The sequence below is a fragment of the Pseudogracilibacillus sp. SE30717A genome (genome assembly GCF_037071985.1).
Lineage (GTDB): Bacteria > Bacillota > Bacilli > Bacillales > Amphibacillaceae > Pseudogracilibacillus.
On sequence record NZ_JAXHDF010000004.1, the window covers coordinates 87,480 to 113,789 of the forward strand.

A 26,310-nucleotide genomic window follows, 5' to 3' on the forward strand; every position below is an offset into this window, starting at 1 on the left:
TCTATTTTAGGAGGAATTATTTTGAAAAGAAGTGTCTTATTCATTAGTCTATTTATATTATTTTTGCTTACAGCATGTAGTACAAATAAAGAAAATGCTTCAAATGATCAGTTAGTAATATACACATCTATTTATCCATTACAATATGTTACACAAGTAATTGCTGGAGAAGAGGCTACTGTTAAGTCAATTTACCCGCCAGGAGTGGATGCACATACATTTGAACCGACTACAAAAGAAGTCACGCAAATTGCTAAAGGAGATGCGTTTATTTTTTTAGGAGAAGGAATGGAAGGCTTTGCTGAAAGTACTTCTAAGGCGCTTGAATCCCAAGATGTGTTGCTGCTTGAGATAGGGGAGCATAAAGAATTATTTATAGAAGGTACAGATGATCATCATGAGGCTCACGGAGACGATGATCATGGTCACAATCACGAAGATTTAGATCCGCATATCTGGTTAGATCCAATTCGCATGATTGAAGTAGGTAAGATTATTAAAGATACATTGGTTGAACTAAATCCAGAAAGAGAAACACAATTCGAAGAGAATTTTACTGGATTAAAAGAAAATATGATAAAACTTGATGAAGAATATACAGCAATCTTACAGTCAAAAGAAAATAAAAAAGTTATCGTTACACATGCAGCTTATGGATACTGGGAAGAAAAATATGGCATAGAGCAAATCCCAATTAGCGGGATTTCATCTAGTGATGAACCATCCCAAAAAGAACTGACGAAAATTGCAAAACTGGCTGAGCAGAATAATCTTCAGTATGTTATATTTGAACAAACAGGTTCGAATAAGCTAGCTACGATTATACAAGAATATATAAACGCAAAAAAATTAACCATTCATAACTTAGAAACTCTTACAGAAGAGGATATCGAGAATCACGAAGACTATATAACCTTAATGGAAGGCAATTTACGAGTTTTAGATGAAGCTACTCAATAAATTTTATAGTAGCTGGGTAACTAATATAGAAAGAGGTGAAGTCATGTCCGACTCCATCATTCGATTAGAAAATATTTCTTACTCTTTTGGGGATAAGATAGCTTTAAAAAATGTTAATATGAATATTCAACGAGGAATGTTTATGGGTCTCGTCGGTCCGAATGGAGGCGGGAAAACAACGTTAATTAAATTAATATTAGGCCTGCTAAAACCTAGTAAAGGCTCCATTTTTTTGTTAGATCAACCTATTGATTCATTTAAAGATTGGAACCGGATTGGATTTGTTTCTCAAAAAGCAAATACATTTAATAAAGGATTTCCTGCTACCGTATTTGAAGTAGTCGCCATGGGTTTAACAGCCAAAGTAGGTTATTTTCGGTTCATGAAAAAAAAGGATAAAGAAAAAATATTGCAAGCTATTGATCAAGTTGATATGGGTAAATATGCGTATCAAAATATCGGTGATTTATCCGGTGGACAGCAGCAACGTGTCTTCATAGCAAGAGCACTTGTCAGTGAGCCTGAGCTGCTTATTTTAGATGAACCTACTGTCGGAATTGACTATCAATATGTCCAAAAGTTTTATGAATTACTTCATGAATTGAACACAAAACAAAATATAACTATGTTACTTGTTACACATGATACTGGTGCGATGACGGAATATGCTACAAATATTGTCTGTTTGAATCAGACGTTACATTTTCATGGAAAATCAGAAGAATATACCGCATTATCTGCAGAGTATTTGTCTGAAATTTACGGTCATCCTGTGCAAGTCATTGTACATGATCATGACTAGAGGAGGCTCCTATGTTAGCAGATATAATTGAATTTGACTTTTTACGTCATACATTTTTAACCGGGCTTCTTATCGGGATCATCGCCCCATTACTTGGAGCCTTTCTCGTTGTGAGAAGACTTTCCTTGCTGGCTGACGCTTTATCTCATGTCACGTTAGCTGGAATAGCGTTTGGTTTATTTATTGAAAAACAGCTTTTATTACCATTAAGTCCTTTGTATAGCGGAATGGGTTTTTCAGTTTTAGGAGCTATATTAATTGAAAAATTGCGTTCTGTTTATACGGCTTATCAAGAAATCGGAATTCCTATTATATTAAGTGGTGGGGTTGGGTTAAGTGTAATTTTTATTTCATTAGCTAACGGATTTAACACGGATTTATTCAACTTTTTATTTGGATCTGTTTCGGCAGTGAGTAAAAATGACTTTTTATCTATTCTAATTATTTCTATTTTTATTATCATATCGATTTTTATTTTCTATAAAGAACTTTTAACGTTATCTTTTGATGAGGAACACGCTACAGTTACAGGAATACACTCTGGCCGTATTCATTTTTTATTTATTATTTTAACTGCTCTTGTGATAGCTGCCTCCATCCGGATCGTAGGTGTTTTACTCGTATCAGCCTTAATGACTTTACCAGTAGCAAGTGCAATGCGAATCGCAGTCAGTTTCAAACAGCTTATTTTCTTTTCGATTTTATTTGCTGAAATTGCAGTAGTTACTGGATTAATAAGTGGATATTATTTAAGCATCCCTCCAGGTGGTACGATTGTAGTGATGGCAATTATCATTCTAATTATTTCATTAGCATATAAACGACTTACATTTCATTTTCAGAAGGAAGTGGATGAATAATGAATAAGCAAGAAGCAATCACTTTATTACAAGAACATGGACATAAAATGACGAAGCGTCGAGAAGATATTTTAAATTTTTTTGCTCAAGAAGATAAATATTATACAGCAAAAGACTTATATCAGTATATGGAATCCATTTATCCCGGCATTAGCTTTGATACAGTTTATCGAAATCTCCATCTTTATCATGACTTAGGAATTTTAGAATCTACAGAATTAAACGCCGAAAAGCATTTCCGTATGAATTGTGGTAGCCACCATCACCACCACTTTATTTGCAATACATGTGGAAAAACAAAAAAAATTAATATATGCCCAATGGATGATGTCGCTCACTTACTATCAACCTATAAAATTGACGGACATAAATTTGAAGTGTATGGGTTTTGTCCGACATGCCAGCCTGCATAGAGGTCATTTAACGTGAAAACATATCTGGCTGTCGGGATCGGAGGAGTTATTGGCTCCTGTTTGCGATATATACTTTCTTTGTTATTTCTATCTGATGGCTTTTCTACTTTTCCATGGGCTACATTAACAGTTAATCTTACCGGCGCTTTCCTGTTACCTTTTATTATGTTCCATCCGGCAATTAAGGTAAGGATGCACCCTCTTATTGGGTCTGCTTTAACTACTGGTTTGATTGGCTCTTATACAACTTTTTCAACCATCACGGTTGAAGTTGTACATCTATTTCAAACAACTTTGTTTTTAGCAATTATTTATCTGCTTGTTACCATTTTCGGTGGATTATTCTGTAGCTTTCTTGGTTATAGAAGTGCTCAGAAATTTGCAAAGGAGGAGATGTAAATGGTGTTTCACCTTCTCCTTGTAGCTATTGGTGGTTTTTTAGGAAGCATGCTGCGATTTTGGATTGCAAATAAATTGAATAAACATTTTATCGGTACGTGGATTGCTAATGTTAGTGGGTCCATCCTTCTCGCAATTATTTTAAAACTTTTTTTAGTTCATTCGCTTTCTGAGGAAGTATGGCTAGCGATCGGTGTTGGCTTCTGTGGTGCCTATACAACATTTTCAACGTTTGGAAGTGAAACAATTCAACTGATACAAGCTGAAAAATTCCGCACCGCTACATATTATGTAGTCAGCTCATTTGTTGTATCTATCATCATAGTAGGTATTATTCTTAGCTTTTGATGGTTTATGTCTTCATGCAGCCCGGCACTGATCGAGGAGGTGGCCGGTTTGTTGAATATTTACGTTTCGCTAATTTTATTAGATAACCTAATTATGGTACGGAGTGAAAGTGATATGTTGGAATTTTAATGAAAGCACATAAAATATTTTTGAAGAGCGAAGAAGTTGAAAACGAGGTAGGGACATAAGCTAGAAAGAGTTATTGAAATGATTACGTTTATAACAGTCGCTACAGAAATATACTCCGCTTTCACCACTGGCATAAGAGCGACATCTGGGACTGCACAAAGTTCGTCCCATCAAAAACACCTGTTCAAGCCGCACTATCGCTTGCTTTCACAGTGTCTCCGTATATTTCTTTCGCTAACTTGAAATATTGTTCGTGTTTCATATATAATATTTTGTTTTGTCCCAGCCTCATTTTGCTTTTAAGTCTGTTGTTCATTAAGATACGTTTTTACGGTTGGGGCTTCATAAGAATCAAATTTATCTAGTAATCGATTTGGTTCAATATCTACAAGTGCCATAGAACGGTACTTTTCGTGTAAAAATTGTTCTTTTGTCATGTGATTAAAAAGTTCAACGAGTGGATCAAAGTAATGATTAATGTTTAGAAGACCACAAGGTTTTTGATGAAGGCCTAATTGAGCCCATGTAAAAATTTCAAAGAATTCTTCTAATGTGCCCGGTCCACCTGGTAAAGCGACAAATCCGTCTGCCAGCTCTGCCATCTTAGCCTTTCTCTCATGCATAGAATCGACAACTATCAATTCTGATAATCTCTTATGAGATATTTCTCTCTGCTCTAAAAAACTAGGCATTATCCCAATGACTTGTCCACCTTCTTCCAAGACGGTATCCGCAACAGCTCCCATTACCCCAACACTTGCTCCACCATAAACAAGTGTAATATCACGCTTGACTAGTTCTTCACCAAATTTTCTCGCAGTTTCTATATATACATTAGATGCTCCAGCACTGGAACCACAAAATACAGCTATACTTTTCATAAAGAAGTCCCCCTTATCGGATTTAGCGTTTATATTATACAGAAGTCTTCATAATTTGTTAAACTTTATGGTAGTCAAATGTTAGGAGTGGTAAGAAATGGACGTAACTGAATTTCAACAATGGGTACATGATTATTATGAAAATAGAGGCTGGTCTGAACTAGACATCTTTATTCGTATTGGATTTTTAGCTGAAGAAACTGGCGAAGTAGCACGTGCTATAAGAGCACTTGAGATTGGGAGGGATCGCCCAGACGAAAAAACGGAATCCTATATGAAAAATAGAGAAGCTTTAGTAGAAGAGTTAGGAGATGTGTTAGGTAACGTCATTGTAATTGCCAATAAATATAATATTTCTTTAGAAGAAGTATTTAATTCCCATAAAGAGAAACTCTCAAATCGTTACTCTCATGAATAAATACTATTTTCACAAGAAAAAAGGATAGAAAATATAGTATTGACACTAATGATAGCAATGAAAGAGGGTACTTTTTAACCCTCTTTCCTCGCTATTTTCCGAGTGACTATTTTATTTAAATGTTCCTTCAAAAAGAAAAGAGCTAACTGGATTTCGCCCTGAAGGAACTTCGCGTTCTCTATGTTGATCTGATAACTTTGCATCCGGATCATGATATCCTAATGCAAACAAAGCCTGAACTTCATATTCTTCTGGTATATTTAAAACTTCTTTTGCTTTAACGCGATCAAAACCGCCCATTCCATGAGTAATGAGTCCTTGTCTAGAGGCTTCAAGTGACAAATATCCCCAAGCTGCTCCCGTATCAAAAGCGTGTGTCACATTAGGAGCTCCCTCTTCATTTCTCGTTGTCTTTGAAATTATTGCAACGAGAACAGGTGCATTTTTACACCATTCTATATTTCCTTCATAAATAAATGATAGAAATTTGTTTCGATCTTCCTCTGTTTGTGCATATACAAATCTCCATGGTTGCCAGTTTGCAGCAGATGGTGCCCAACGAGCTGCTTCAAAAATGCTGTATATTTTCTCTTCTTCTACTTCCCGGTTAGAAAATCCTCGAGGAGACCATCGATTTAAGTAAATTGAATCAATTGTATGATTTGCTTGTCTGAAAGTTGAAATATCCATAAGACAACTCCTTGTTTTTTGTGTACCTAAATATAATATGAAAGTTTATTTAAGTAATCAACTATCTTGATTTAGTAGTCCATATTTCCTTTTAAACCGATTCATTATTTTCACCCAGCTTGTACTAAACAAAACTAAAAAAAATACATTTGAAAGTCCATGGGCTAAATCAAAATAAATACTCGCCGCATAAATACTTACAAATAATTCCCAAGTAAAATTTTCAATGTTACTTACAATAATCCACAGGTTCATAAACCAACCAAATAAATATCCCCAAACAAAACCAAAAATGCTTTTTCCCCATACGTATTTCATCCACCAAATATTCCTGAATAAACCGGCACTCATTCCCATCATTCCCCAAGCATACATTTGCCAAGGTGTCCATGGACCTTGTCCCAAAAAAACATTTGATACAATGGCAGCGATGGCTCCTACAATAAATCCGGATTCAGCTCCAAATACAAGACCAGTTATAATAATGACAAAAGAAGTCGGTTGAACACTTGGAATGCCAGCAAATGGGACCCTTACAACCGCGGCAAAAGCTGCTAATATTGCAAGAATAACAATTTCTCTACCGGTAATTTTTTTCACTTCAAATCGTATAAAAAATGGAACCATCATTAAAGCAATCAAAATAAAACTTACTAATAGATAAGCGTTATACTTCAATAAAGCAATCGAGGAGAATAGGAGTAGAAACATTCCAATCGAGATGACGATCAAGTATTTACGTGATTTGGACATGTATCCATAGCCTCCTCGAATGTTATAACTTCTGGGAAGGTCGTATTTCTTGTTACTCTATTCATTGTCGTCGTATAGAAATAATTTCCTTTAAATAATGTATTCGCCGTTCCACTAACCGTTATTTGGCCATTGAACATTATTGCGCATCTTTCCGCATGCTTTGCCGCAAATTCGATATCATGTGTAACCATCACTATTGTTAAACCATCTTTATGTAATTTGTTAATGATTTCTCCAATACGCTTTTTCGAAACGGGATCAAGACCTTTGGTTGGTTCATCGATAAACAATATATCTGGTTCTCTAATCAGCATCGACGCCAATGCCGCCTTTTGCATTTCTCCACCAGAACAATCATAAGGGTGGCGATCATATAGATAGGAAATATGAAGTCGTTCTAACATTTCCTTTATTTTCATTTCGCCATCTTCTATATTAAACTTTTTAGTTACTTCCTCCATTTCTTTTCCAACTGAGTCTTGGATAAAAAAGGCGCGGGGATTTTGAGGTAAAAAGGCAATGTTACGATACAATTCATTTTCCTTCGTTTTATTCAAAGTTTTCCCCAAATAAGTGATTTTTCCACGTTGAGCTTTTATCATTCGTAATAACAATTTTAATAAAGTTGTCTTCCCCGAACCATTTCCACCTATTAAGGCAATGTATTCCCCCTGATGTATTTCCAAAGAAAGATTATTTATTATCATTGGTCTGTTCTTTTCATATTGAAAATAAACATTTTTCATTGTAAAAAGTGGAGGAGTTATCCCATTGGCTTTCAACGCCTGTTCCCGTCTAGTTTCCTGTTCTACTACTCTACCTAACGTAGTGAGCCAATTTCTACATTCTTTTACGGTAAGCGGGATTTGTTCTAATTGTAAAGGTTTGCTCATTTCTATATAAAAACGGATAAACGATGGGATATATGACAAAAATCGTTCGTCTTTATGCTGATACACGTTATAGATAACGTTACGGTTATCCCCTATATAACTAATGGTCCCTTGATCCATCATTATTGTACGGTCTGAAACTGAAAATAAATCTTCTAATCGATGTTCTACAAGGATAATTGTCATGCCTATTTCTTGATTTAATCTTTCTAAAAAGGCAATTAAATCCTTCGATGCTACTGGATCAAGTTGGGAAGTAGGTTCATCAAGTAAAAGAACTTTAGGTTTTAATAAAAGTACCGAAACAATATTCAAAATTTGTTTTTGACCACCCGAAAGTTCAGACAACTTCTTACTAAGTAATTCTTCCAAACCAAAAAAATGCACTAATTCTGCAACACGTTTGCGCATCTCCAAATTTGAATATCCTAAATTTTCCATACTGAATACAATTTCTTGCATCACTTCATCCATGACTATTTGCGTATCTGGATCTTGGAAAACAAATCCTACATCTTCTGTTAACGTACGTTCGTCCCACTCATCAAACTGTTTTCCCAAATAAATAATATCTCCTTCTTTATGTCCCACTGGTGTAAGTGATTTTTTTAAGAGACGTAGTAGCGTCGTTTTTCCACATCCACTTGGTCCACAAATAACGATAAATTCACCTTCATGAACTCTAAACGATAGATTACTAATAACGTCACTAGTTGTTTCAGGGTAACGAAAAGATAAATTATTCACTTTAAATATTTCCATAGTATATATTCTCTCCCTTCAACAATAAGTGGAAAAGCAATAATAATAAATGTGCAACAATATATCAACCAATCGATTGGATATAGATGAAGAGTTCCTAGTTGAGGGTAAATAACGATCTTCCCATAACCTAATCCCCCCCCAGCAACACATATAATAAATAAAAAAACGATAATAATGAGCCAAATCCAATCTCGTTTTTGCATCATATATCGAGTATAGGAAGTTTTTTCACCAATTCCATATCCCCTTGCTTTCATGGAATCAGCTGTTTGAATCGCTTCTTCTAATGACCAGGTGAATAATACTTGGATAATAAGCATTCCACTTTTAACTCTTTCTTTTAACGTTCCAGAAGAAATTGTCATTTGTCTTACACGTTGTACGGTAGTTATTTCTTCTAAACGATCTCGTAGTAAAGGAACATATCGAATCGCAATCATCGTTAAGAAAGCTGTTCTTGGTAGTATTCGAGAAAATATATATAAAAACTTGTTCCCATTTAAGATTAAATTAAAAGAGAGGAACATAATTAAAATAGCTAATATAGACAATGACATGACTAACCCATACATGGTCGCCTCTACTGTAACCTGTTTACCACGAAAATAAAAAAGAATATTTGTTCCACGTGAGACTAAAAAAGGATTTAGAATGATAATAACTGTAGTCATTAAAATGTAAATTGGTAACCATTTTTTTAATGTTTTTCCACCATCATGAGTGATATTTACCAAAGCAAGAATTAACACGATCGTACCTAGAAATAATGGGTGCCGAAAATACATAGATAAAAATCCAACTTCAACATAGTAGAAAAAAATAACATATGGATGAAAGCTATTAAATCCATTGCCCATAAGTACACCTACTTTATTTGAATCAATTAGTTAAGATACAGACCCGACCAGTATGTAGCATAAGGTCGGGTAATATTTTGTCATCTTCGAAAAGGTTGTAAGTTAGCTCCTAGATCCTTCCCCAGATCAGTCGTATACAACCATTCAATTACATCACCATCTTGAACGTTAATCGCTCCCGCCCCTCGATCTGGAAAAACACCGTTTATCCGGTACATCCATCCACTTCCTTGTCCTCGATCGAATTCATATACATTAGCTATTCCTTCAATATAAGCAGTTGAACCTCCACCTCTATAATCCATCTGAATTCCTTTTTCTTTAGTAATTTTAATTAGTACATCCAATACAGTCTCTTCACCGTTTATCTCAGTTTTTGTAGCTGATAAGGGCACTTCATCTGACGAAATTACAATGGATTGTGTAACAGTACTTTTCGTTTCTTTCTGTTTTTTCTCTTTTTGTTCGGGAGATTTTGTTGTTTGATTTTTTTCTGTTCCCTTTGATGATGTTGAATTATCCGAATTTGAGTTACTAGACTTAGAAGATTTAGTTTGATTTGAATTTTCTTTTGACTTCGTATTTTTTTCTTGATTTGATTTTGTATCATTTGGTTTGTTTGAACGTTGCGAGTCTTTTTCCTTTTGTGTTATTTTTGTTTCTTTATTATAATTACTCTCTTTTTCTACTGTTGATTTCTCTTCTTCATGTTTTTTTGTCTGATCAGATTTTTTACTTTTTTCTATTTTTTCATCTACATCCAAATCTACTAATTCATAGTCATTTTTGGTTTCTATCTGTTTATTTTCAGTGTCCTCTATACCTGTTGGCTTTTCCAATGTTGAGCCACATGCTGTAAAAATAAATATGGATAAAACAGCTATTAAAATGGAAGTATATAATCGCCTAAATCGCATGGGAAATCCTCCTTTATTTAATTTATATAGGCTTAAAAAGCCGTTAAAAAACGGCTTTTAGATCTACTTTCTATTAACTTCTATCGATATTTTGCTTTCTACGTATCATATAAATCCCTATACCTAATAAGATTAGAATAGTTCCAATGAGAATTATATTAAACATAGTAGTTGCGGTTTTTGGTAAGGCCTTAGACTCCTCACCTGCTTTTTGTTGATTCATTTGTGAATTTTGATTATCAATATCAGTTTGTGCATTTTCTAGTTCGCCTTTTTCTTTTCCAGTGGTAGTTTCATCACCGTTTGATTCCTGTCCATCAGGCCCTTGATTTTCCGGCTGTTTAATCCCCGGATCAATTTCTTCTTTTTTTTCTGGTTCTATTGAAAAATCATACAGACGACCCTCATTATTCACGAACATCTTATAAGCAACTAATGCTTGCAGACCCTGCTCTGAAGCCATTGGGTTTGAATTTTCGTCCCCTAATAGATGTGTAAAACCTCCATCTTTTGCTTGAAACTTAAGTAAATGATCTAATAAATTAATGTCTTGCTTTGTAAATTGATCACTACGTGGATCAATACCGTTTGCTGTTAAACCAATGATAACTTGAGCAGTTGTTTCACTAGAAACACCACCAACAAAATCGTCAGAGAAACCTCCGGATTCGTCTTGACTGGTTGATAAAAAGTCTACAGCTCTTCTAATTGCTTCTTGCACTTCTGGATAATCACTATTATTGTATGGTGCTAAAGCAGTTAATGCCATAGCCGTTATATCAAAGCTTGCGTTTTCTTGTTTTGAAGAGGTTGCTGTTAGGCTCCATGCCCCATCATCTCGTTGATTTTGTAAAAGCTCTTCAATCAACTTCTCCCGTGTCCATGTTGCATTTTTAGGTATATCAAAGTTTTTAGTGTCTAGTGCAATTAGAGCAAACAAAATTCCATTGTTTCCTTGAAATGTTAAGCTATTACTTCCATCCCTTGCATCCTCACTATTGTATATTTTCTCAATAAGGTTTAATCCATTGATATTTGTCGGGTCTTTTCCTACTGCGAATGAAGCAATTGCTAAACGTTCTACATCCGTAATTAATAGTCTTCCAGTTCCTAATTTATCGATTACTTGTTCTTGTAGATTTTGTTCAAAAATACCATGATATGCTTTAAATTGTGGTTGATCAGCATAACCTGCTCTATCAAGACCGATTGCTTGCCATTCTGTTGTAATCCCATTTGAAAGAATATGTTTGCTTACTTCTTTAATAGCTTTTTCAACATGTTCTTTATATGCCTTATCTTCGTCATTAGCCATATATGTTACTAGAAAAGATTTAGTCGTTTCTCTACCATCTTCATCTATCGCTCTAATTACGATCTTGTTTGCACCTTTTTTTAACTCAATTTCGTACTGACCATCTTTCTTTTGCTCTATCTGTTTCCCATTTAATTCGATTAATGGCCTTAATGGGTTGAACATATAGTCTTCTGCAGAGACGGTCAAACGTAATGACGGTGTATAAACGATTGAATTATTTTTTACCCCTTCTATGTTTAATCGAGGATTCGTTTTTTCTATCTCTTTATCTTGTGGAATATACGTGTATTCATATCTTTCAACTGTTTTTCTTTTTCCTGCATCCGTTGCTTCTATTTCAATACTATTTGTACCCTCAATAAACTCTAATTGATAGACAAATGGTTCATCCGATTCACCATTAGATACATCTGTTTGAGAAAGTTTAGACACTGATTGTCGCTCAACTGTTTTTCCATTTAACTTTACAACTGGTATCAGAGGTGTGCCAAAGTAACTGTTCGCTCTAATTCTAATCGTGTGTTTAGAATCTCTAACAAGTGAATCAGAAGGCAGATGATCGATTTCAATGATAGGTTCCATTTGTTCCCGAATTGGTTCAAATTCTGTTGCTCCTATGTCTTTACCATAATCCAACGTGTAAAGCCATTCTATTTTATCACCAGGAATTATATAAACATCACTTGCTCCGACATCTGAGAATTTACCATTTACTCTAAACATCCAACCGCTTTGTTCACCACGGTCAAACTCTGCAACATTAGCAATACTAGCTACATATTCTCCCCAACCTAAATCTTTCACTTCAATTGGGATGTTATGCTCTTTTGCAGCACGTTTTAATACATCTATTACATTATCCTCTTCGTATACTTCTAATTCCGTAGCAGGTAATGGTATCTCTTTACCGGAAATGACAATCGATTGTGTTACCATGAACTGATTTTGTTGCTCTTCTTGTTGATCAAATGTAATCTTAAATACCTTTTTTACTTCACGAGTCCCATCACGAGCAATAATCTCTACTATGTTTTCGCCTTTATTTAAATCAACTGTAAAAGTACCATTTTTATCTGGTGTGACTTTTTGTTCATTTAATGTAACTACAGGGTCAATATCATTATTTTTATAATCTCTAGCTGAGACGGAAAAGTTTATTGTAGAATGATTTACTATTTCTCCATCTGTAAACCCATCTATATCTATTTTGGGGTCTGGTTTTTCTTTTACTATAATCTTTTTCGATTGTCTTAATAATCGCGGATAACTGTTTTCTATATCTTTCGTTACTTGCAGTTCATATTCACCTATTTTGACATCTTCAGCTGGAATTTTTGCAATACCATTTTCATCAGTAGCGTATGTTTTCCCGTTAAAATGTACAATGGCATCTTTGATCGTTGTTCTCTCGTTTTCCTTTACTAAACTATAATCTTCTGCATAAACATTATATGTAGAAGTAACCTCAACTTCGATTTCCTCATCTTCATAGATTTCTGAAGAAATAGTGATTGCAGGAATTAATGTTAGTTTTTCGATTTCATCTGCAACATCTACTCCTTGGTAAATATCACCTACATTTCCATAAAACCAAACAATTTTATCTCCTTCTTTTATTTCGTAATCATCTGCATATACATCGGGATAAACATCATTAACCATATATTGCCAACCATCCCAACCATCAAAAGAAGCTTCTTCGTCTCCCTTAATGCTCGAAATGTATCCATGTCTGTCTTCAAAAGGGATACTTGCATCATTTAAAGCTTGTTTAGTTGCCTCTAACGCAGTTGGTTTGTCAGCAAATGTTTCTACTTGAACGTCTTGTTCTGGATAACTAGTCTCATTTATTCCTTCAACCCGGACTGAAACAGTCGTATTCTTTTTAAGTCCTTGACTGTGACCTTTTAATTGAACAAAAATCGACTCACCTTGTATAACAGTCGATAAAGCAAGTACAGATTGATCCGTTGACATTGCAATTGCCCCAGCTTGTTCTTTTTGCCACCAAAAAGATCCGTTTTTTTGCTGATAATTATCGATGAATTGTTCAACAATATTACCTTCTTCTGTGGTCCATTTTGTACTGTATAGATTTTCCCCATTAGCTGCTAACCCCATAATAATGGAAGCAGTTGAGTTAGAATTTGCTGCAAACATTTGTCCAGGAACGTCATTATTATTTTGATAATATTCATGTATATATTCTACAGTTGCATTTATAGCATTTTTCACATCTTGTCGTTCATTATAATATGGAGCTAATGCAGTTAAAATCCATCCTGTTGCATCTGCATCTCCAAACATTCCTGTAGTTGATTGCTTAGATAAAAGGAAATTGATTAACTTCTCTTTGTCATACTTTGCATCCATTAAATCAAGCGCGATCATTGCCCAAGGGTCTCCCCAAAGCGTAGAGAAATTACCATTTTCTTTATTTTGCTTTGCTATTAAATCGTCAACGACATTACTATTGCCAAATCTATATGGATTTTTTTCTAGTAGAATTGATCCAATTATAATTCCTGCAGCTTCGTTTGAATTCGTTACTTTAGAATCTTTTCCTTGTGACCAGTATGTATGTCGTGCCCATGGTGCAGATTCCTCAGATTCCCAAGGGATATCATTTCTTAAATTTTTTAGTCCTGCTCCCCACAATGCAGCATAGGTCCAATAGTCACTATGCGATCCTTTATAACTTTTATAATTTGGAGGGTTGTCTTTATAATATTCTGTTGCATGTTGAACGGATATTTCAACTTTTTCTTTAATTTCGGCACTACGATCTTCTAAGTCCTCTTCCTTTTCTGCTTCATCCTTTGAATCGTTTTCTTCTATAGCTTCTTTTTTAACTTTTACTTTATCTTCATTAGATAGATTATTATCGTTCGACTCTTCTTTATTTTTCTCTTCACTCTTTTTAGAATTATTATCTTTTGTGGATTCTAGACCTTTGTCTTTTTCTTCATCACTATTGTCTTCTTTTTCTTCTTTAATATCTTCATTAGATTGGTCAGCTTCTACATTTACTTCTTCCTCATTCTTTAATTCTACTTGATTTTCAACTTCAAATTGATTGATTTCATTTGCATCAATGTCTTTCGTTGCTCCTGCTGAAGTAGGTACAGATGCAAAGAATAATATAAATACTAGAAATATCGATAACCATCGTTGCGACTTTCTATGAATGACTTTCAAGTTTCCTCTCCCCTTATCAAATTTATTAGTTTATTTCTTTAGTTTAAAATACCATTCGCTCAACAAAAAAACTCCTACCTCCAGAAAAAGGTAAGAGTTTGATAGAAAATTCTATATATGCATGTAAATACAGTAGGAAAATTCCGCTCTTATGCAAACCTTTATCCTGGAAGGTGTAGTGCATATATGCTTTGGCAAGTCTCCTGACTTATGGATCTTTGCTTACCTCTTACCTTCCCAGTTTTTTAACCAGTGGCATTATAAGGGCAGCTTCCCATTTACAGTGGCCGGTCCGTTCAGGATTTTCACCTGATTCCTTTTTAATTTTTTGCTTTATGCAAAAAAACCAAAACACAAACTATTAATTTTTTTAGTACACTAGTTATAAGTATAAAACAATATTTTACAATTTACAATCCTTCCTTTTGCTCAGGTATTCAAATAAGTAGCTTTTTAGCAGAAACTTTTCCTTCTTTTCCTTCTTGCCTCCATACTAAAAAAACTTGTCAGACCAAATGCCTGACAAGCTTTCTTAGTTTAAATAGCTTATTGGGTTTTGAATAGATCCATTGATATGAACCTCAAAATGAAGATGTATACCTGTTGATCTTCCTGTAGCACCCATTACTCCAATTTGTTCCCCTCTTGATATTTTCTGCCCTGAGCTGACAGTAAGCGAAGACATATGACCGTAAAGAGTTTTCATTCCATTTCCATGGTTTATTATCACTGTATTTCCATACCCATTTAATGTACCAGCTGTTTCTACCGTGCCACTTTCAGCTGCAAATATTGGTGGGCTTGTACTACGGTCCGTACGAGCAATATCTATTCCTTTATGCATTTTACCCCAACGTTTTCCCATATGACTTGAGATGTACCCACCTTCAGTTGGCCAACCTAAAATCCCATTACCATCTGCAGAATTAAAAGAACCACCCGATGCAGGAGCAGACGCCATTAAAAATTTATTTTCCAATTTGTTTAACTCTTCATCTTTCAGTTCCAAATCATGAACTAATTTATTTAATTCATTATTTTTATCTTCTAATTCTTCTTTCATTTGAACTGCATGCTCTTTTTGTTCTGTTACTAACTTTTCAATTTCTATTAATTCTTTTTCAAGTTCTTCTAGCTCTTCTAACTTCATTTCTACTTTCCTCTTATCTTCCTCTTGCTCTTTTATTAAGTTAGCATCCGAATCTGTAATTGCAGTAACTGCATTTACTCTACTAATAAAATCATTAAAATCTTCCGCTCCAAAAAGAACTTCCAAATACCCCATATTCCCGCCAGTTTTTTGATACGATTTTGCACGGTCTTGTAATATAGTAAATCTTTCTTCTATTTTATCTTCTAAAGCCTGAATCTCTTTATTAACTTCATCCATTTCTTCTTGGACTTCTGTTTTCGCTTGAGTATTTGCTTCTAAAGTCTTATCCAATTCAATGATCTCTTTCGATTTTTCTTCTATTTCAATTAATATGTCCGCAACTTCTTTTTCTGCTTCTGTTAGATCTTCTTTTATCTCCTTTCTTTCTTTTTGAATTTCCGACAAATTTTTTTCTGCATGTACATCAATAGGTCCCATTGCAAATGCATAGGTTAGAAGCACAACCCCAGTAACAGCTATAACTTTCTTCAAACTTTCTCTCTCCCTTTAGTCTATGTATCTATTTTTAAAGAATCTATTTACTTATCTATTAATTTGTTTCCAAATCAAAGTATAGCATTCCAACATAACAGAAAGATTTTATTAAAATTACATTTTAACCACAAATTAGGTTTAATTATTACAAATATCGGCAATACAACAATTAAAGTATTTAATATAAGAAAATAATTCATCTTTCATATTTATAACAAGCGACAAATATTTTAAATTGCATTAAAAAACGCACCGTCAGTTTATCTAACGATGCGTCTTAATTAAACTATTTATTTTACTCTTCTAACAATACCGTCAAAATTATTTTTCCAGTAACCGCTGTTCATGTCAGCAATTGCAACACCTGTACTATTTTGAGCACCTAAGAATTTACCACCACCGAGGTAAATACCAACATGACCGCCACCTCTGAATATGACTAGGTCTCCAGGTTTTGCTTCGCTGTAAGATACTCCTTTACCTGCACTTGCCATAGCACTTGCAGTTCGTGGTAACGATACACCTTCTTGATTATAAGCCCACTGTACAAAGCCTGAACAGTCAAACCCACTTGTACTAGAACCGCCCCAAACATAAGGGGTTCCAATTACTGATCGCCCTGCTGCAATAGCAGAACCTCCTCCACCTGTATATGGTACAGATGTAGTGTTTTGTGTGGATGCCTTTGAATTACTTGCATTTGAGCTACTTGAGCTGCTTGCATTTGTTGAATTACTATTCGATCCAGAACTTGTTGTTTCTGCAGCTACCTGTGGTGTAGCAGGTGTAATGATACTTGCACGGATTTCCGCTTCAAGTGCAGCTAGATCACTACTTTCAGATTCCAACTTAGCTTTATCTTTTTTAAGTTTTTCTTCTTTTTCTTTTAATTTCTTCTTACTTGCATTTTGTTGCTCTTTTTGGATTTCAATTGTTTCATTCTGTTCTTCTAATTGAGCAGCAAGTTCCTCTTGCTCGATAAGCTTTTCTTCTACAGCTGCTTTATCTTTTTCGTTTTCTTCTAATAGCTCCATATCAGCATTTGTTATTGTAGTAACAGCTGACACACGGCTAATAAACTCATTAAATCCTTCTGCACCTAAGATAACATCTAGATAATTAATTTTACCTCCATTATCTTGATAAGAAGCAATTCTTGTTTTCAAAATTTCATTTCGTTGTTCAATCTTTTCATTTAATTCATCAATTTCGTCTTCTAAACCACTAATCTGTTCTTCTGTTTTATCAATTTGCTTCTTGTTTTCTTCTAAAGCATATTGTAATTTTGCAATTTCTTCATTAATGTCTTTAATTTCATATAAAATATCAGCGATATCAGCTTCTGCTTTTGATAGTTTTGCTTTAACTTGTTCTTGTTGGTTCTGCACACTTTGTAATGTTTCAGCATGTGTTACATTACTAAAAAAAGTACTACCAAGTGTTACGATCGCAACAGTTCCAATTGCAAGTGCTGTTTTCCTCAACTATTATTCCCCGCTTCCCCTATGACCTTTACATTTTTTCTCTATGTCTAAACGCGCAAAATATCACGAACAATGTAATGTCATAAAAAATTAGTATATATTATGTAATCTATTAATCTTTTAGTCGAATATTAGTATAACACTACAAAATGACAAGCATATTTTAATAATGTTACAGTTATGTTTCAAAAGATTATATTGACGTTACATTACTTTTTATGACAAATTGCACTTATTTTTCTTAGACGATAAAAAAACTATCCCAAATATATTGAGATAGCTTTTTACTAATTATGAATTAAAACTGTTCTGCTTCTGTTGATCCAGCTAATGCTACTGTTGAAGACTCTCCTCCAGCAATCACTTGAGCTACTTCATCAAAGTAACCTGTTCCAACTTCTCTCTGGTGGCGTGTAGCTGTATAACCATCTTTTTCACTTGCAAATTCCGCTTGCTGTAATCTAGAGTATGCTCCCATGCCTTCATCTTTATATTGGTTTGCTAGAGTAAACATACTATGGTTCAGTGAGTGGAATCCAGCTAATGTTACAAACTGGAATTTATATCCCATATTAGCTATTTCTCTTTGGAAATTTGCTGCTTCTTCATCTGACATATGAATCTTCCAGTTAAAGGAAGGTGAGCAGTTATATGCTAACATTTGGTTTGGATATTTTTCATGAATCGCTTCTGCAAAACGACGAGCTTCTTCCAAATCTGGTTCTGCCGTTTCACACCAGATTAGATCTGCATATGGAGCGTATGCGAGTCCACGAGCAATCGCTTGATCTAATCCAGCTTTCGTGCGATAAAAGCCTTCGACCGTCCGCTCACCTGTTAAGAATGGAGCATCATATTCATCCACATCACTTGTAATTAAATCTGCTGCGTTTGCATCTGTTCTAGCCATAATAATGGTTGGTGTCCCCATGACGTCAGAGGCGAATCGTGCAGCAATTAAGTTCTTAACAGCTGTTTGTGTCGGAATTAATACTTTACCGCCTAAATGACCACATTTTTTCTCAGAAGCTAACTGGTCTTCAAAGTGAACTCCGGAAGCTCCAGCTTCGATCATTGATTTCATTAATTCAAATACATTCAGATGTCCACCAAATCCTGCTTCAGCATCTGCAACAATCGGAGCAAACCAATCACGAGTGACATTTCCTTCTGAATATTCAACTTGGTCTGCACGTTGTAATGCGTTGTTAATTCGGCGTACAACTTGTGGCACACTGTTTACTGGATATAAACTCTGATCCGGATACATTTCCCCTGCCATATTCGCATCTGCCGCAACTTGCCAGCCACTCAAATAAATTGCTTTTAATCCGGCTTTTACTTGTTGAACTGCCTGATTACCTGTTAATGCTCCTAATGAATTAATAAAGTCTTCCGTATTTAAAAGGTCCCATAATTTTTTTGAACCTCTTTCAGCTAATGTATGATTCATGTCAAGCGAGCCACGTAGACGAATAACATCTTCTGCTGTATATGGACGCTTAATACCTTCCCACCTTGGATTTGTTTCCCATTCATTTTGAAGTGCTGCTGCTCTTTCGTTTAACATATACTTTTCCTCCTTGAGTAAATAACTTATTTATTTAAAGGAAACTGAGACAAATTTTTATTAAAGTAAAGACGAACGATACTAGAAGTATGAAAGGCTTCGGAAATATACTTCGCTTTCACCACAGGCATAAGAGCGACATCTGTTCAAGCAACGCTACCACTTGCTTTCACTGTGTCTCCTAAACACGGGCACGGCCTTAGCTTTTGTAGCTCCTTGTTTCAAGTCGCTACAGGGATCTTCCGACGTACAGGATGTACTAGTGCAGACGTTGCCACAGGACGTGGCGTACTTAGTCTGCGTTCCCCTGTCGCTGTTCCCGTAGGAGTCTACGTATATTTCCTACGCTAAACAAACATATTGTTCGCCTATTCAGTTGCTAGTTTTATTTATGTCCCAGCCTCAATCTTTACGAAAAACATTTGTTATAATACAGATAATACAAATTAAACTTTGGTACATAACAATACTTTTATTTTTTTACTCTTCAGCTTTAGACAAACAGTAGTCACACTCTAATGTATAGCTTTTCGTGGAGATATTTTTACCACATTCAGGACAAGTAGCTTTGTCATGTTTTTTCCTCATGTCTGTCACCTCCAATTATATAACAGTATGTATATTTCTTTACCTGTTATAATACAGTATAAAGTGTTTTTTTAAAAAAGCAAGTGTTTTTTAAATCTTTTTTGTTGTTTATATTAAATACACGCAGCTAGCTTTTTAAACCCAGAATCATTCATAGAGGTTTTAACTATTTAGTTATTTCTAAACGAAGAACCAGCACCCGATTTGAATGCTGGCTCTCCCTCTATCAACTTAATTAATTTGTTACACTAATTTTTCTCTTAAACTCGAGCCTACGTCTATGTAAGATAGGCTCTGTATATCCGTTAGGCTGGTCTGTCCCTTTGAATACAAGATCACATGCTGCCTGGAAAGCTACCGACTCTTCAAAATTCGGGGCCATATTATGATAGTCTTCATCTCCGGCATTTTGCTCATCCACTACTTTTGCCATTCGTTTTAATATTTCCATTACCCCATCTTCCGTAACAATGCCGTGGTGTAACCAGTTTGTAATAATTTGACTTGAGATACGTAATGTTGCCCGATCTTCCATCATACCAATATCATTTATATCCGGAACTTTCGAGCAACCAATCCCTTGCTCTACCCAACGAACAACATAACCGAGCATTTTTTGTGCGTTATTTTCAACTTCTTCTCTAACTTCTTCTTCTGTCCACGATGGATTTGTTTCCACCGGAATTTGCAAAATATCATCGCGATAATTTGTTGACGTCTCTCCTTGCAGTAAAGTATTTTGTACTTCCCTAACATTTACTTCATGGTAATGTAACGCATGCAATGTAGCAGCCGTAGGCGAAGGAACCCAAGCAGTATTAGCACCTGCTTTAACATGACCAATTTTCTCATCGAACATTTCTAACATATTATCCGGTTTTGCCCACATTCCTTTTCCAATCTGTGCTTCATACTGAAAACCAGCCCGAAGACCTTCTTGAACATTACTTTTCTCATAGGAATGGAACCAGTTCATCCCCCTCATATCTGCTGTCCTAGACACAGGACCACTTTCCATCGATGTATGAATTTCATCTCCAGTACGATCCAACCATCCTGTATTAATAAAGATAGCCCGTTCTTTTGTAGCGTGAATACAATTTTTCAGATTCAAACTTGTACGGCGCTCTTCATCCATTACTCCCATCTTTAACGTGTTGCGATCAAGATCAAGCATTTCTTCAATTCTTTCAAATAATTTATCTGAAAAAGCCACTTCTTCAGATCCATGCATTTTAGGCTTTACAATATAGACAGATCCTTTTTTCGAATTAATAAACTTACCTTTCCCCATCAAATTATGTTTAGCTATTAAACTCGTAAAAACACCGTCTAAAATTCCTTCATATGCTTCCGAATCATCCTCTAATAGTACGGCACTATTCGTCATCAAATGACCAACATTTCTTACTAACATAAGGACACGCCCAGATATTCTCAGTTCATTTCCATCGGGCGTCTTATAAACACGATCATCATTAAATGTTCGTTCAACTTTTTCACCATTTTTTTCAAAGCTTGTTGATAATTCGCCGCGGATGAGACCTTTCCAATTGCGATATACATCAACTTTGTCCTCCGCATCTACAGCCGCTACAGAATCTTCACAGTCCATAATACTTGTAATAGCCGATTCTAAAATAATATCTTTAATCCCAGCGCCATCTGTTTTACCGATTGGGTGATTACGATCAATTTGAATATCAATATGCAATCCATTATTTTTACATAGTATAGAAGAGGGATCAGATTCATTTCCTTGAAAACCAACGAATTGTGTTTCATTCTCTAGTCCAACAGTTTTACCATTTTGAAGCGTTACAACAAGCTTTCCGTTTTCGATTGAATAGTTTGATGCTTCCTTATGAGAAGCTGATACAAGTGGTATACTCGCATCAAGAAACTCTCTACTTTTTTCAATTACTTTGTTCCCACGTACCGGGTTATACCCACCTGTTTTATCCGCCCCATTTTCTTCACTAATAACATCCGTTCCATAAAAAGCATCATATAAGGAACCCCATCTTGAATTAGCTGCGTTGATCGCGTATCTTGGATTATTAATCGGGACAACAAGCTGTGGTCCTGCAATTTGCGCAATTTCGTCATCGACATTTTCTAAATTTACTTTAAAGTCATCTACTAACGGTTCTAAATAGCCGATATCCTCAAGAAATGTAGTATATTCTTCTTGTGTATATTCCTTATTTTCTTTATGCCATTCATTAATTTGATCTTGTAAATGTTGACGTTTTGCAAGTAACTCTCTATTTCTTGGAGAAAAATCCTCTAGAAGTTTTTCAAAATCCCGCCAAAACTGTTCTATATCAAGTCCAGTCTCTGGAAGTGCTTCTCTGTTAACAAAATTATATAAAACTTCGGCAACCTTAATATTACCAACCTGTACATAGCTCGTCATTATATTTCCTCCTCGAATTAATTGTTGAAAACTATTATATAACAGTTTATAGTATAATAACAATACATAATTAGAATACCTACTATTCCATTTAGTTATAGCTGATGTGCAACACATTAAAAATAGATGTAAAGAAAGGATGTTGTAAGTGGATATTAGACATTTAGAATATTTTCTTGAGGTAGCTAAACACTTAAACTTTACAAAAGCTGCAGCAGCCTTACATATTTCACAACCAACTTTAAGTAAAACTATTAAAGGAATGGAGGAAGAGTTAGGTGTGCCATTATTCGACCGATCGTTCCGTCAGCTTGCTTTGACGGATGCTGGTAAGGCATTACAGCAAAATGCTAAAAATGTAATACATGCTTATGAAAATTTAACTTCTGAAATGGATGATGTCTTTTCGTTAAAAAAAGGAGAAATCAGAATTGGGATCCCACCAATTATTGGGGCAGCATTTTGTTCAAATCTTATTAGTCAATATATTGATACATATCCCCATATCAAAGTTTCATTAATAGAGGTAGGCTCTAAAAAAATAAAACACGGGATCATGGAGGGCAGTTTGGATATAGGCTTTGTATGTAGTAATCCACTAAATAAAAGAAACGTAGAATCTATTGAATTAATAAAAGATCCACTAATGGTATTAGTTAGCAACGACCATTCACTCTGTGAATCAAATTCGGTTCATATAACAGATCTTGAAAAGGAAGCTTTTATTATGTATAGACAAGACTTCTCATTATATGACAGCATCCTTGACACTTGTACAGGAGCAGGATTCTACCCAAATATTGTATGCGAAAGTTCACAGAAGGACTTTATACTTGAAATGGTTGAAGCAAAGCTCGGTATCGCCTTACTTCCTGCTCGAATTTGTGGACAAATAAAGGAGACGCATATTAAAGCAATTCCATTCAAACATCCAGAGATTCATTTGGAATTAGGAATGATTTGGAAAAGAAATGAACATATACCTTTTTCTGTACGAGAATTTATTGCTATTGCAAAAAATTCCATTTTAAAAGAATAATAGTCGACAAAAAAACTACCGAGGGAAAATAGCAACCTCGGTAGATTATCTTTATATATTATTTATAAGCCATTTTTGTTCCGCTTCAAGGGCAGATAATGGACGATCAAATAAATATCCTTGAACCAAATTACAATTAAGCTTTTGAACTAACTTAAGTTGGTCCTTCGTCTCGATTCCTTCAGCAACTACTTCTATTTCCATCGTTTTCGCCATTGTATTTATGGCCGAAACAATGGCTTTAATTTTTTGATTGTGAGACATTGCTTTTATAAAGGAACGGTCAATTTTAATACGATTAATCGGAAAATCAATCAAATAACCTAAAGAAGAGTAACCTGTACCGAAATCATCCACTGCAATATAAAATCCTAAATGTTTTAATTGGTGAAGCTTTAAAGTTGTTTCTTCCATATTATCGATTAACGAACTTTCAGTCAGCTCAATTCCAATATCATTTGCAGAAACACCTGTTTCTTCAATTATATTCATAATATTTTCAACTAAGTATTGGTCCTTAAATTGATTCATTGATAAATTCACACTAATTTTTATATCAGTAAATCCTCTTTTCTTCCAATCACTCAGCTGAATACATGCTTTCCTGAAGACTAAGTTTCCTATTTCAATAATTAATCCAGACTGTTCAGCAAGTGGGATGAACTTCACCGGTGAGATTAATCCTTCAGTAGGATGGTTCCATCTAATTAACGCTTCAAAACCAACTAATTTATTCGTTTCAACAGAGATCAAAGGTTGATAATATAACTCAAACTGTTCTTCTTTAATCGCCCTTTTTAATTCGAGCTCCATAATAAAAAAATTACTTGGCTTCCCCATATTTGCTTCGTAAAATTGAATTACTGATTTGTCTTTTCTCGCTCTATTCATCGCAGCATTCGCTTTAGATAAAAGACTAGAGACAGTCTCACCATCTTTAGGGTAAATACTTACCCCAAAACGCGCTTCCAAGTTCACTTCAATTCCGTTTACAAGGATTCGTTCACCAATTTTGTCAGCAAACTTGGAAATTTCATCTTTAATTACTTCTAAACTATCAAAATTCTCAATGATCCATGCAAACTCTGTTCCGCTCCATCTTGTAACTAAGTTTGTATCCGATGTTATATTATTTAATCTTGTAGCTGTTCGTTTTAGTAATATATCACCAAACAAAAAGCCATGTTGTTGATTGATTTCAGTGAAATTTTCTAATTGAAAATAAATAATGGCAAAAGGTTTTTTTGATTGACTGGACTGTTTTAATGAAGCAACTACCCGCTTTTCAAATAAAAAACGATTAGGTAATGAAGTTAAAAGATCATAATACGTTACATGATGCAAATATTCTTTTTGGATTGTACGATTATTTAATATATCTGAAAAAATACCAATAAAATTCACAATTTCATTATTCTCATTTTTTATTGCAATAATTGTCATTGACTGCAATACAACTTCCCCGCTTTTTGTGCGATTCCATAACTCGCCTTCCCATTTCCCAGTTTGAATGACTACTTTCTTCATTTTTTCATAAAATGAAAATTCTTGAATACCAGATTGTAGTTTTTTAGGAGTTTTCCCCTTTAACTCGTTAAAAGTATAGCCAGTAATATCTTCAAATTTTTGGTTGAGATAAATAATCTGATTATGCTTATTTGTAATCATAATCCCCTGTTGTATGTTATTTAACGCAATATTTGCCATCTCACTGGAAATCTCGTCTGAAGGAAAATTAAAATCCTCTAGGTTAGCAATGGACATTTTCGCACCTCTTTAGCGATTAGTATGTATTAAATACAGGAAACCACACATTAAAGACCTACTACTTTTTTACCATAAAAATTATACGTAGTCAAAGTAAATGAGGAAGTACAGTGTAATTTAGTGATACTATGTACTATATAATGACAATTAGACAATCAGCTAATTATTCGGAAGATGGGATGTCACAATTCTAAATTAAATTTCCTAATCTTACGACTTAAGTACCACAACAGTCTCGTACGAAGCTGAATACATCATCTGTTAAATAGACCATTTTCTAAAAAGACTTCTAATCTAAAATCGTTATAAATGTTAATGGCAACAACGAAGATATTTTTTATTACCGTTTTATTGCCTTTAACAAAATAGCTTCACCATAGAAAGATTCTATTTTCTCATTTTTGATTTGAATACGGAATTGTTGTTTTGCTTTGTCTGAAGATGTGAGAATTAATTCATTTAACGTTGATTTTTCCTTATCCGATAATTTCATCCGGTCACACCAATTTTCAAATTGAAATTGCTTTTCAAACCGATAATAGACTTGTGTTTCAAATCCATTTAGCTCTAACATATTGATCCACTCTGTCTTTTTCCATGCTCGATAATGACTATAATCTCTCATTTTTTCGATCTGATTATAAAAACGATCAAGTTCATCGTCTTCGGGTGCAACATTATCATCTAATAAAAATTGGCCGCCCGGCTTTAAAACCCGGTAAACTTCGCTAATAAAATCTTCTATATGTGGAAAATGATGAGGTGCAATCCGACAAGTAACAATATCAAATGAGTCGTCAGAAAGAGGCATTTTTTCAGCGTCCCCTTCAATAAACTGTACGTTCTCATGCCCGTTTCCTTTGATAAACTTCTCAGCAGCGATCAACATTTCCGGTGTCAGATCCATTGCAGTTACTTGTCGAACAAGTGGAGCGAAAGTATTTGCTGTATGTCCGCCTCCAGTAGCTACATCGAGAACCTCTTCCTCTCCAGTAGTATAAGCCATATCAACTAGAATTTTTAAATCTCCGCCTTTACTATGTATCTCACTACTCACATAAGAATAAGCACTACGACCGAATTGCTTTTTAACATCCTGTTTATTCTCCATTAATATCCTCCTCATAAATTGTTTTGAATACGAATCTACATTTTCTGGAATATATTATACTATTATCATATCATAAGTAT

General features: G+C 34.7%; 21 protein-coding genes and 1 riboswitch. Of the genes, 8 read left to right on the plus strand and 13 right to left on the minus strand.

Annotated elements, in window-relative coordinates; all coding sequences use genetic code 11:
* Positions 1 to 21 precede the first annotated feature (21 nt).
* The 6 genes from SPD48_RS07450 to crcB are packed head-to-tail and all read left to right on the plus strand — an operon-like array spanning position 22 to position 3,782.
* Entirely contained in the window at positions 22 to 960 is a 939-nt protein-coding gene (locus SPD48_RS07450) for a metal ABC transporter solute-binding protein, Zn/Mn family (protein ID WP_336257461.1), read from the plus strand.
* 43 nt (positions 961 to 1,003) lie between these two features.
* Complete coding sequence (locus tag SPD48_RS07455) at positions 1,004 to 1,762, plus strand: metal ABC transporter ATP-binding protein (RefSeq protein WP_336257462.1); 759 nt, start codon at positions 1,004 to 1,006, stop codon at positions 1,760 to 1,762.
* Between the two features lie 11 nt (positions 1,763 to 1,773).
* Positions 1,774 to 2,622 (plus strand): metal ABC transporter permease, encoded by an 849-nt coding sequence (locus SPD48_RS07460; RefSeq protein ID WP_336257463.1) that lies wholly within the window; start codon positions 1,774 to 1,776, stop codon positions 2,620 to 2,622.
* Positions 2,622 to 3,035, plus strand: coding sequence for a Fur family transcriptional regulator (locus tag SPD48_RS07465; RefSeq protein WP_336257464.1), 414 nt, complete (start codon positions 2,622 to 2,624; stop codon positions 3,033 to 3,035). Before SPD48_RS07460 ends, SPD48_RS07465 begins: the two co-directional genes overlap by 1 nt.
* A 12-nt stretch (positions 3,036 to 3,047) precedes the next feature.
* A complete protein-coding gene (locus tag SPD48_RS07470; protein ID WP_336257465.1) occupies positions 3,048 to 3,434 on the plus strand; it encodes a fluoride efflux transporter FluC in 387 nt (128 codons plus the stop codon).
* Complete coding sequence (gene crcB, locus SPD48_RS07475) at positions 3,435 to 3,782, plus strand: fluoride efflux transporter CrcB (RefSeq protein ID WP_336257466.1); 348 nt, start codon at positions 3,435 to 3,437, stop codon at positions 3,780 to 3,782.
* Between the two features lie 428 nt (positions 3,783 to 4,210).
* Here crcB and SPD48_RS07480 read toward each other — a convergent pair whose 3' ends face one another.
* The gene (locus tag SPD48_RS07480) at positions 4,211 to 4,792 is read right to left on the minus strand and encodes a TIGR00730 family Rossman fold protein (protein ID WP_336257467.1); all 582 of its coding nucleotides are present in this window, start codon (positions 4,790 to 4,792) and stop codon (positions 4,211 to 4,213) included.
* A gap of 97 nt (positions 4,793 to 4,889) precedes the next feature.
* On the opposite strand from SPD48_RS07480, the gene SPD48_RS07485 reads away from it, so the two are divergent.
* Positions 4,890 to 5,210 carry a MazG-like family protein gene (locus tag SPD48_RS07485; RefSeq protein ID WP_336257468.1) on the plus strand — a complete coding sequence of 107 codons (321 nt, stop codon included), beginning with the start codon at positions 4,890 to 4,892 and terminating at the stop codon, positions 5,208 to 5,210.
* A 111-nt stretch (positions 5,211 to 5,321) separates the two neighbouring features.
* Here the strand turns inward: SPD48_RS07485 and SPD48_RS07490 are convergent, their stop codons facing one another.
* From SPD48_RS07490 to SPD48_RS07540, 10 genes are all read right to left on the minus strand, one after another.
* Entirely contained in the window at positions 5,322 to 5,900 is a 579-nt protein-coding gene (locus tag SPD48_RS07490; RefSeq protein WP_336257469.1) for a nitroreductase family protein, read from the minus strand.
* Positions 5,901 to 5,957: 57 nt separating this feature from the next.
* The gene (locus SPD48_RS07495) at positions 5,958 to 6,653 is read right to left on the minus strand and encodes an ECF transporter S component (RefSeq protein WP_336257470.1); all 696 of its coding nucleotides are present in this window, start codon (positions 6,651 to 6,653) and stop codon (positions 5,958 to 5,960) included.
* Positions 6,629 to 8,311 carry an ABC transporter ATP-binding protein gene (locus SPD48_RS07500; protein WP_336257471.1) on the minus strand — a complete coding sequence of 561 codons (1,683 nt, stop codon included), beginning with the start codon at positions 8,309 to 8,311 and terminating at the stop codon, positions 6,629 to 6,631. The genes SPD48_RS07495 and SPD48_RS07500 overlap by 25 nt, the downstream gene beginning before the upstream one ends.
* A complete protein-coding gene (locus tag SPD48_RS07505; RefSeq protein ID WP_336257472.1) occupies positions 8,293 to 9,171 on the minus strand; it encodes an energy-coupling factor transporter transmembrane component T in 879 nt (292 codons plus the stop codon). The genes SPD48_RS07500 and SPD48_RS07505 overlap by 19 nt, the downstream gene beginning before the upstream one ends.
* 80 nt (positions 9,172 to 9,251) lie before the next feature.
* Positions 9,252 to 10,088 (minus strand): DUF4430 domain-containing protein, encoded by an 837-nt coding sequence (locus tag SPD48_RS07510; protein WP_336257473.1) that lies wholly within the window; start codon positions 10,086 to 10,088, stop codon positions 9,252 to 9,254.
* Between the two features lie 73 nt (positions 10,089 to 10,161).
* Positions 10,162 to 14,604 (minus strand): DUF4430 domain-containing protein, encoded by a 4,443-nt coding sequence (locus tag SPD48_RS07515; RefSeq protein WP_336257474.1) that lies wholly within the window; start codon positions 14,602 to 14,604, stop codon positions 10,162 to 10,164.
* A 176-nt stretch (positions 14,605 to 14,780) separates the two neighbouring features.
* Positions 14,781 to 14,970: riboswitch (cobalamin riboswitch) on the minus strand.
* Between the two features lie 166 nt (positions 14,971 to 15,136).
* Positions 15,137 to 16,249 (minus strand): murein hydrolase activator EnvC family protein, encoded by a 1,113-nt coding sequence (locus SPD48_RS07520; protein ID WP_336257475.1) that lies wholly within the window; start codon positions 16,247 to 16,249, stop codon positions 15,137 to 15,139.
* Positions 16,250 to 16,542: 293 nt separating this feature from the next.
* Positions 16,543 to 17,736 (minus strand): C40 family peptidase, encoded by a 1,194-nt coding sequence (locus tag SPD48_RS07525; protein ID WP_336257476.1) that lies wholly within the window; start codon positions 17,734 to 17,736, stop codon positions 16,543 to 16,545.
* A 298-nt stretch (positions 17,737 to 18,034) separates the two neighbouring features.
* A complete protein-coding gene (aceA, locus tag SPD48_RS07530) occupies positions 18,035 to 19,306 on the minus strand; it encodes an isocitrate lyase (RefSeq protein WP_336257477.1) in 1,272 nt (423 codons plus the stop codon).
* Positions 19,307 to 20,129: 823 nt separating this feature from the next.
* Positions 20,130 to 22,313, minus strand: coding sequence for a malate synthase G (locus SPD48_RS07540; RefSeq protein WP_336257478.1), 2,184 nt, complete (start codon positions 22,311 to 22,313; stop codon positions 20,130 to 20,132).
* A gap of 148 nt (positions 22,314 to 22,461) precedes the next feature.
* Here SPD48_RS07540 and SPD48_RS07545 point away from each other — a divergent pair, with 148 nt between their 5' ends.
* Positions 22,462 to 23,352 (plus strand): LysR family transcriptional regulator, encoded by an 891-nt coding sequence (locus tag SPD48_RS07545; protein ID WP_336257479.1) that lies wholly within the window; start codon positions 22,462 to 22,464, stop codon positions 23,350 to 23,352.
* Between the two features lie 51 nt (positions 23,353 to 23,403).
* Here SPD48_RS07545 and SPD48_RS07550 read toward each other — a convergent pair whose 3' ends face one another.
* Positions 23,404 to 25,116 (minus strand): sensor domain-containing protein, encoded by a 1,713-nt coding sequence (locus SPD48_RS07550; RefSeq protein WP_336257480.1) that lies wholly within the window; start codon positions 25,114 to 25,116, stop codon positions 23,404 to 23,406.
* Between the two features lie 343 nt (positions 25,117 to 25,459).
* The gene (locus SPD48_RS07555; RefSeq protein ID WP_336257481.1) at positions 25,460 to 26,230 is read right to left on the minus strand and encodes a class I SAM-dependent methyltransferase; all 771 of its coding nucleotides are present in this window, start codon (positions 26,228 to 26,230) and stop codon (positions 25,460 to 25,462) included.
* Positions 26,231 to 26,310 lie beyond the last annotated feature (80 nt).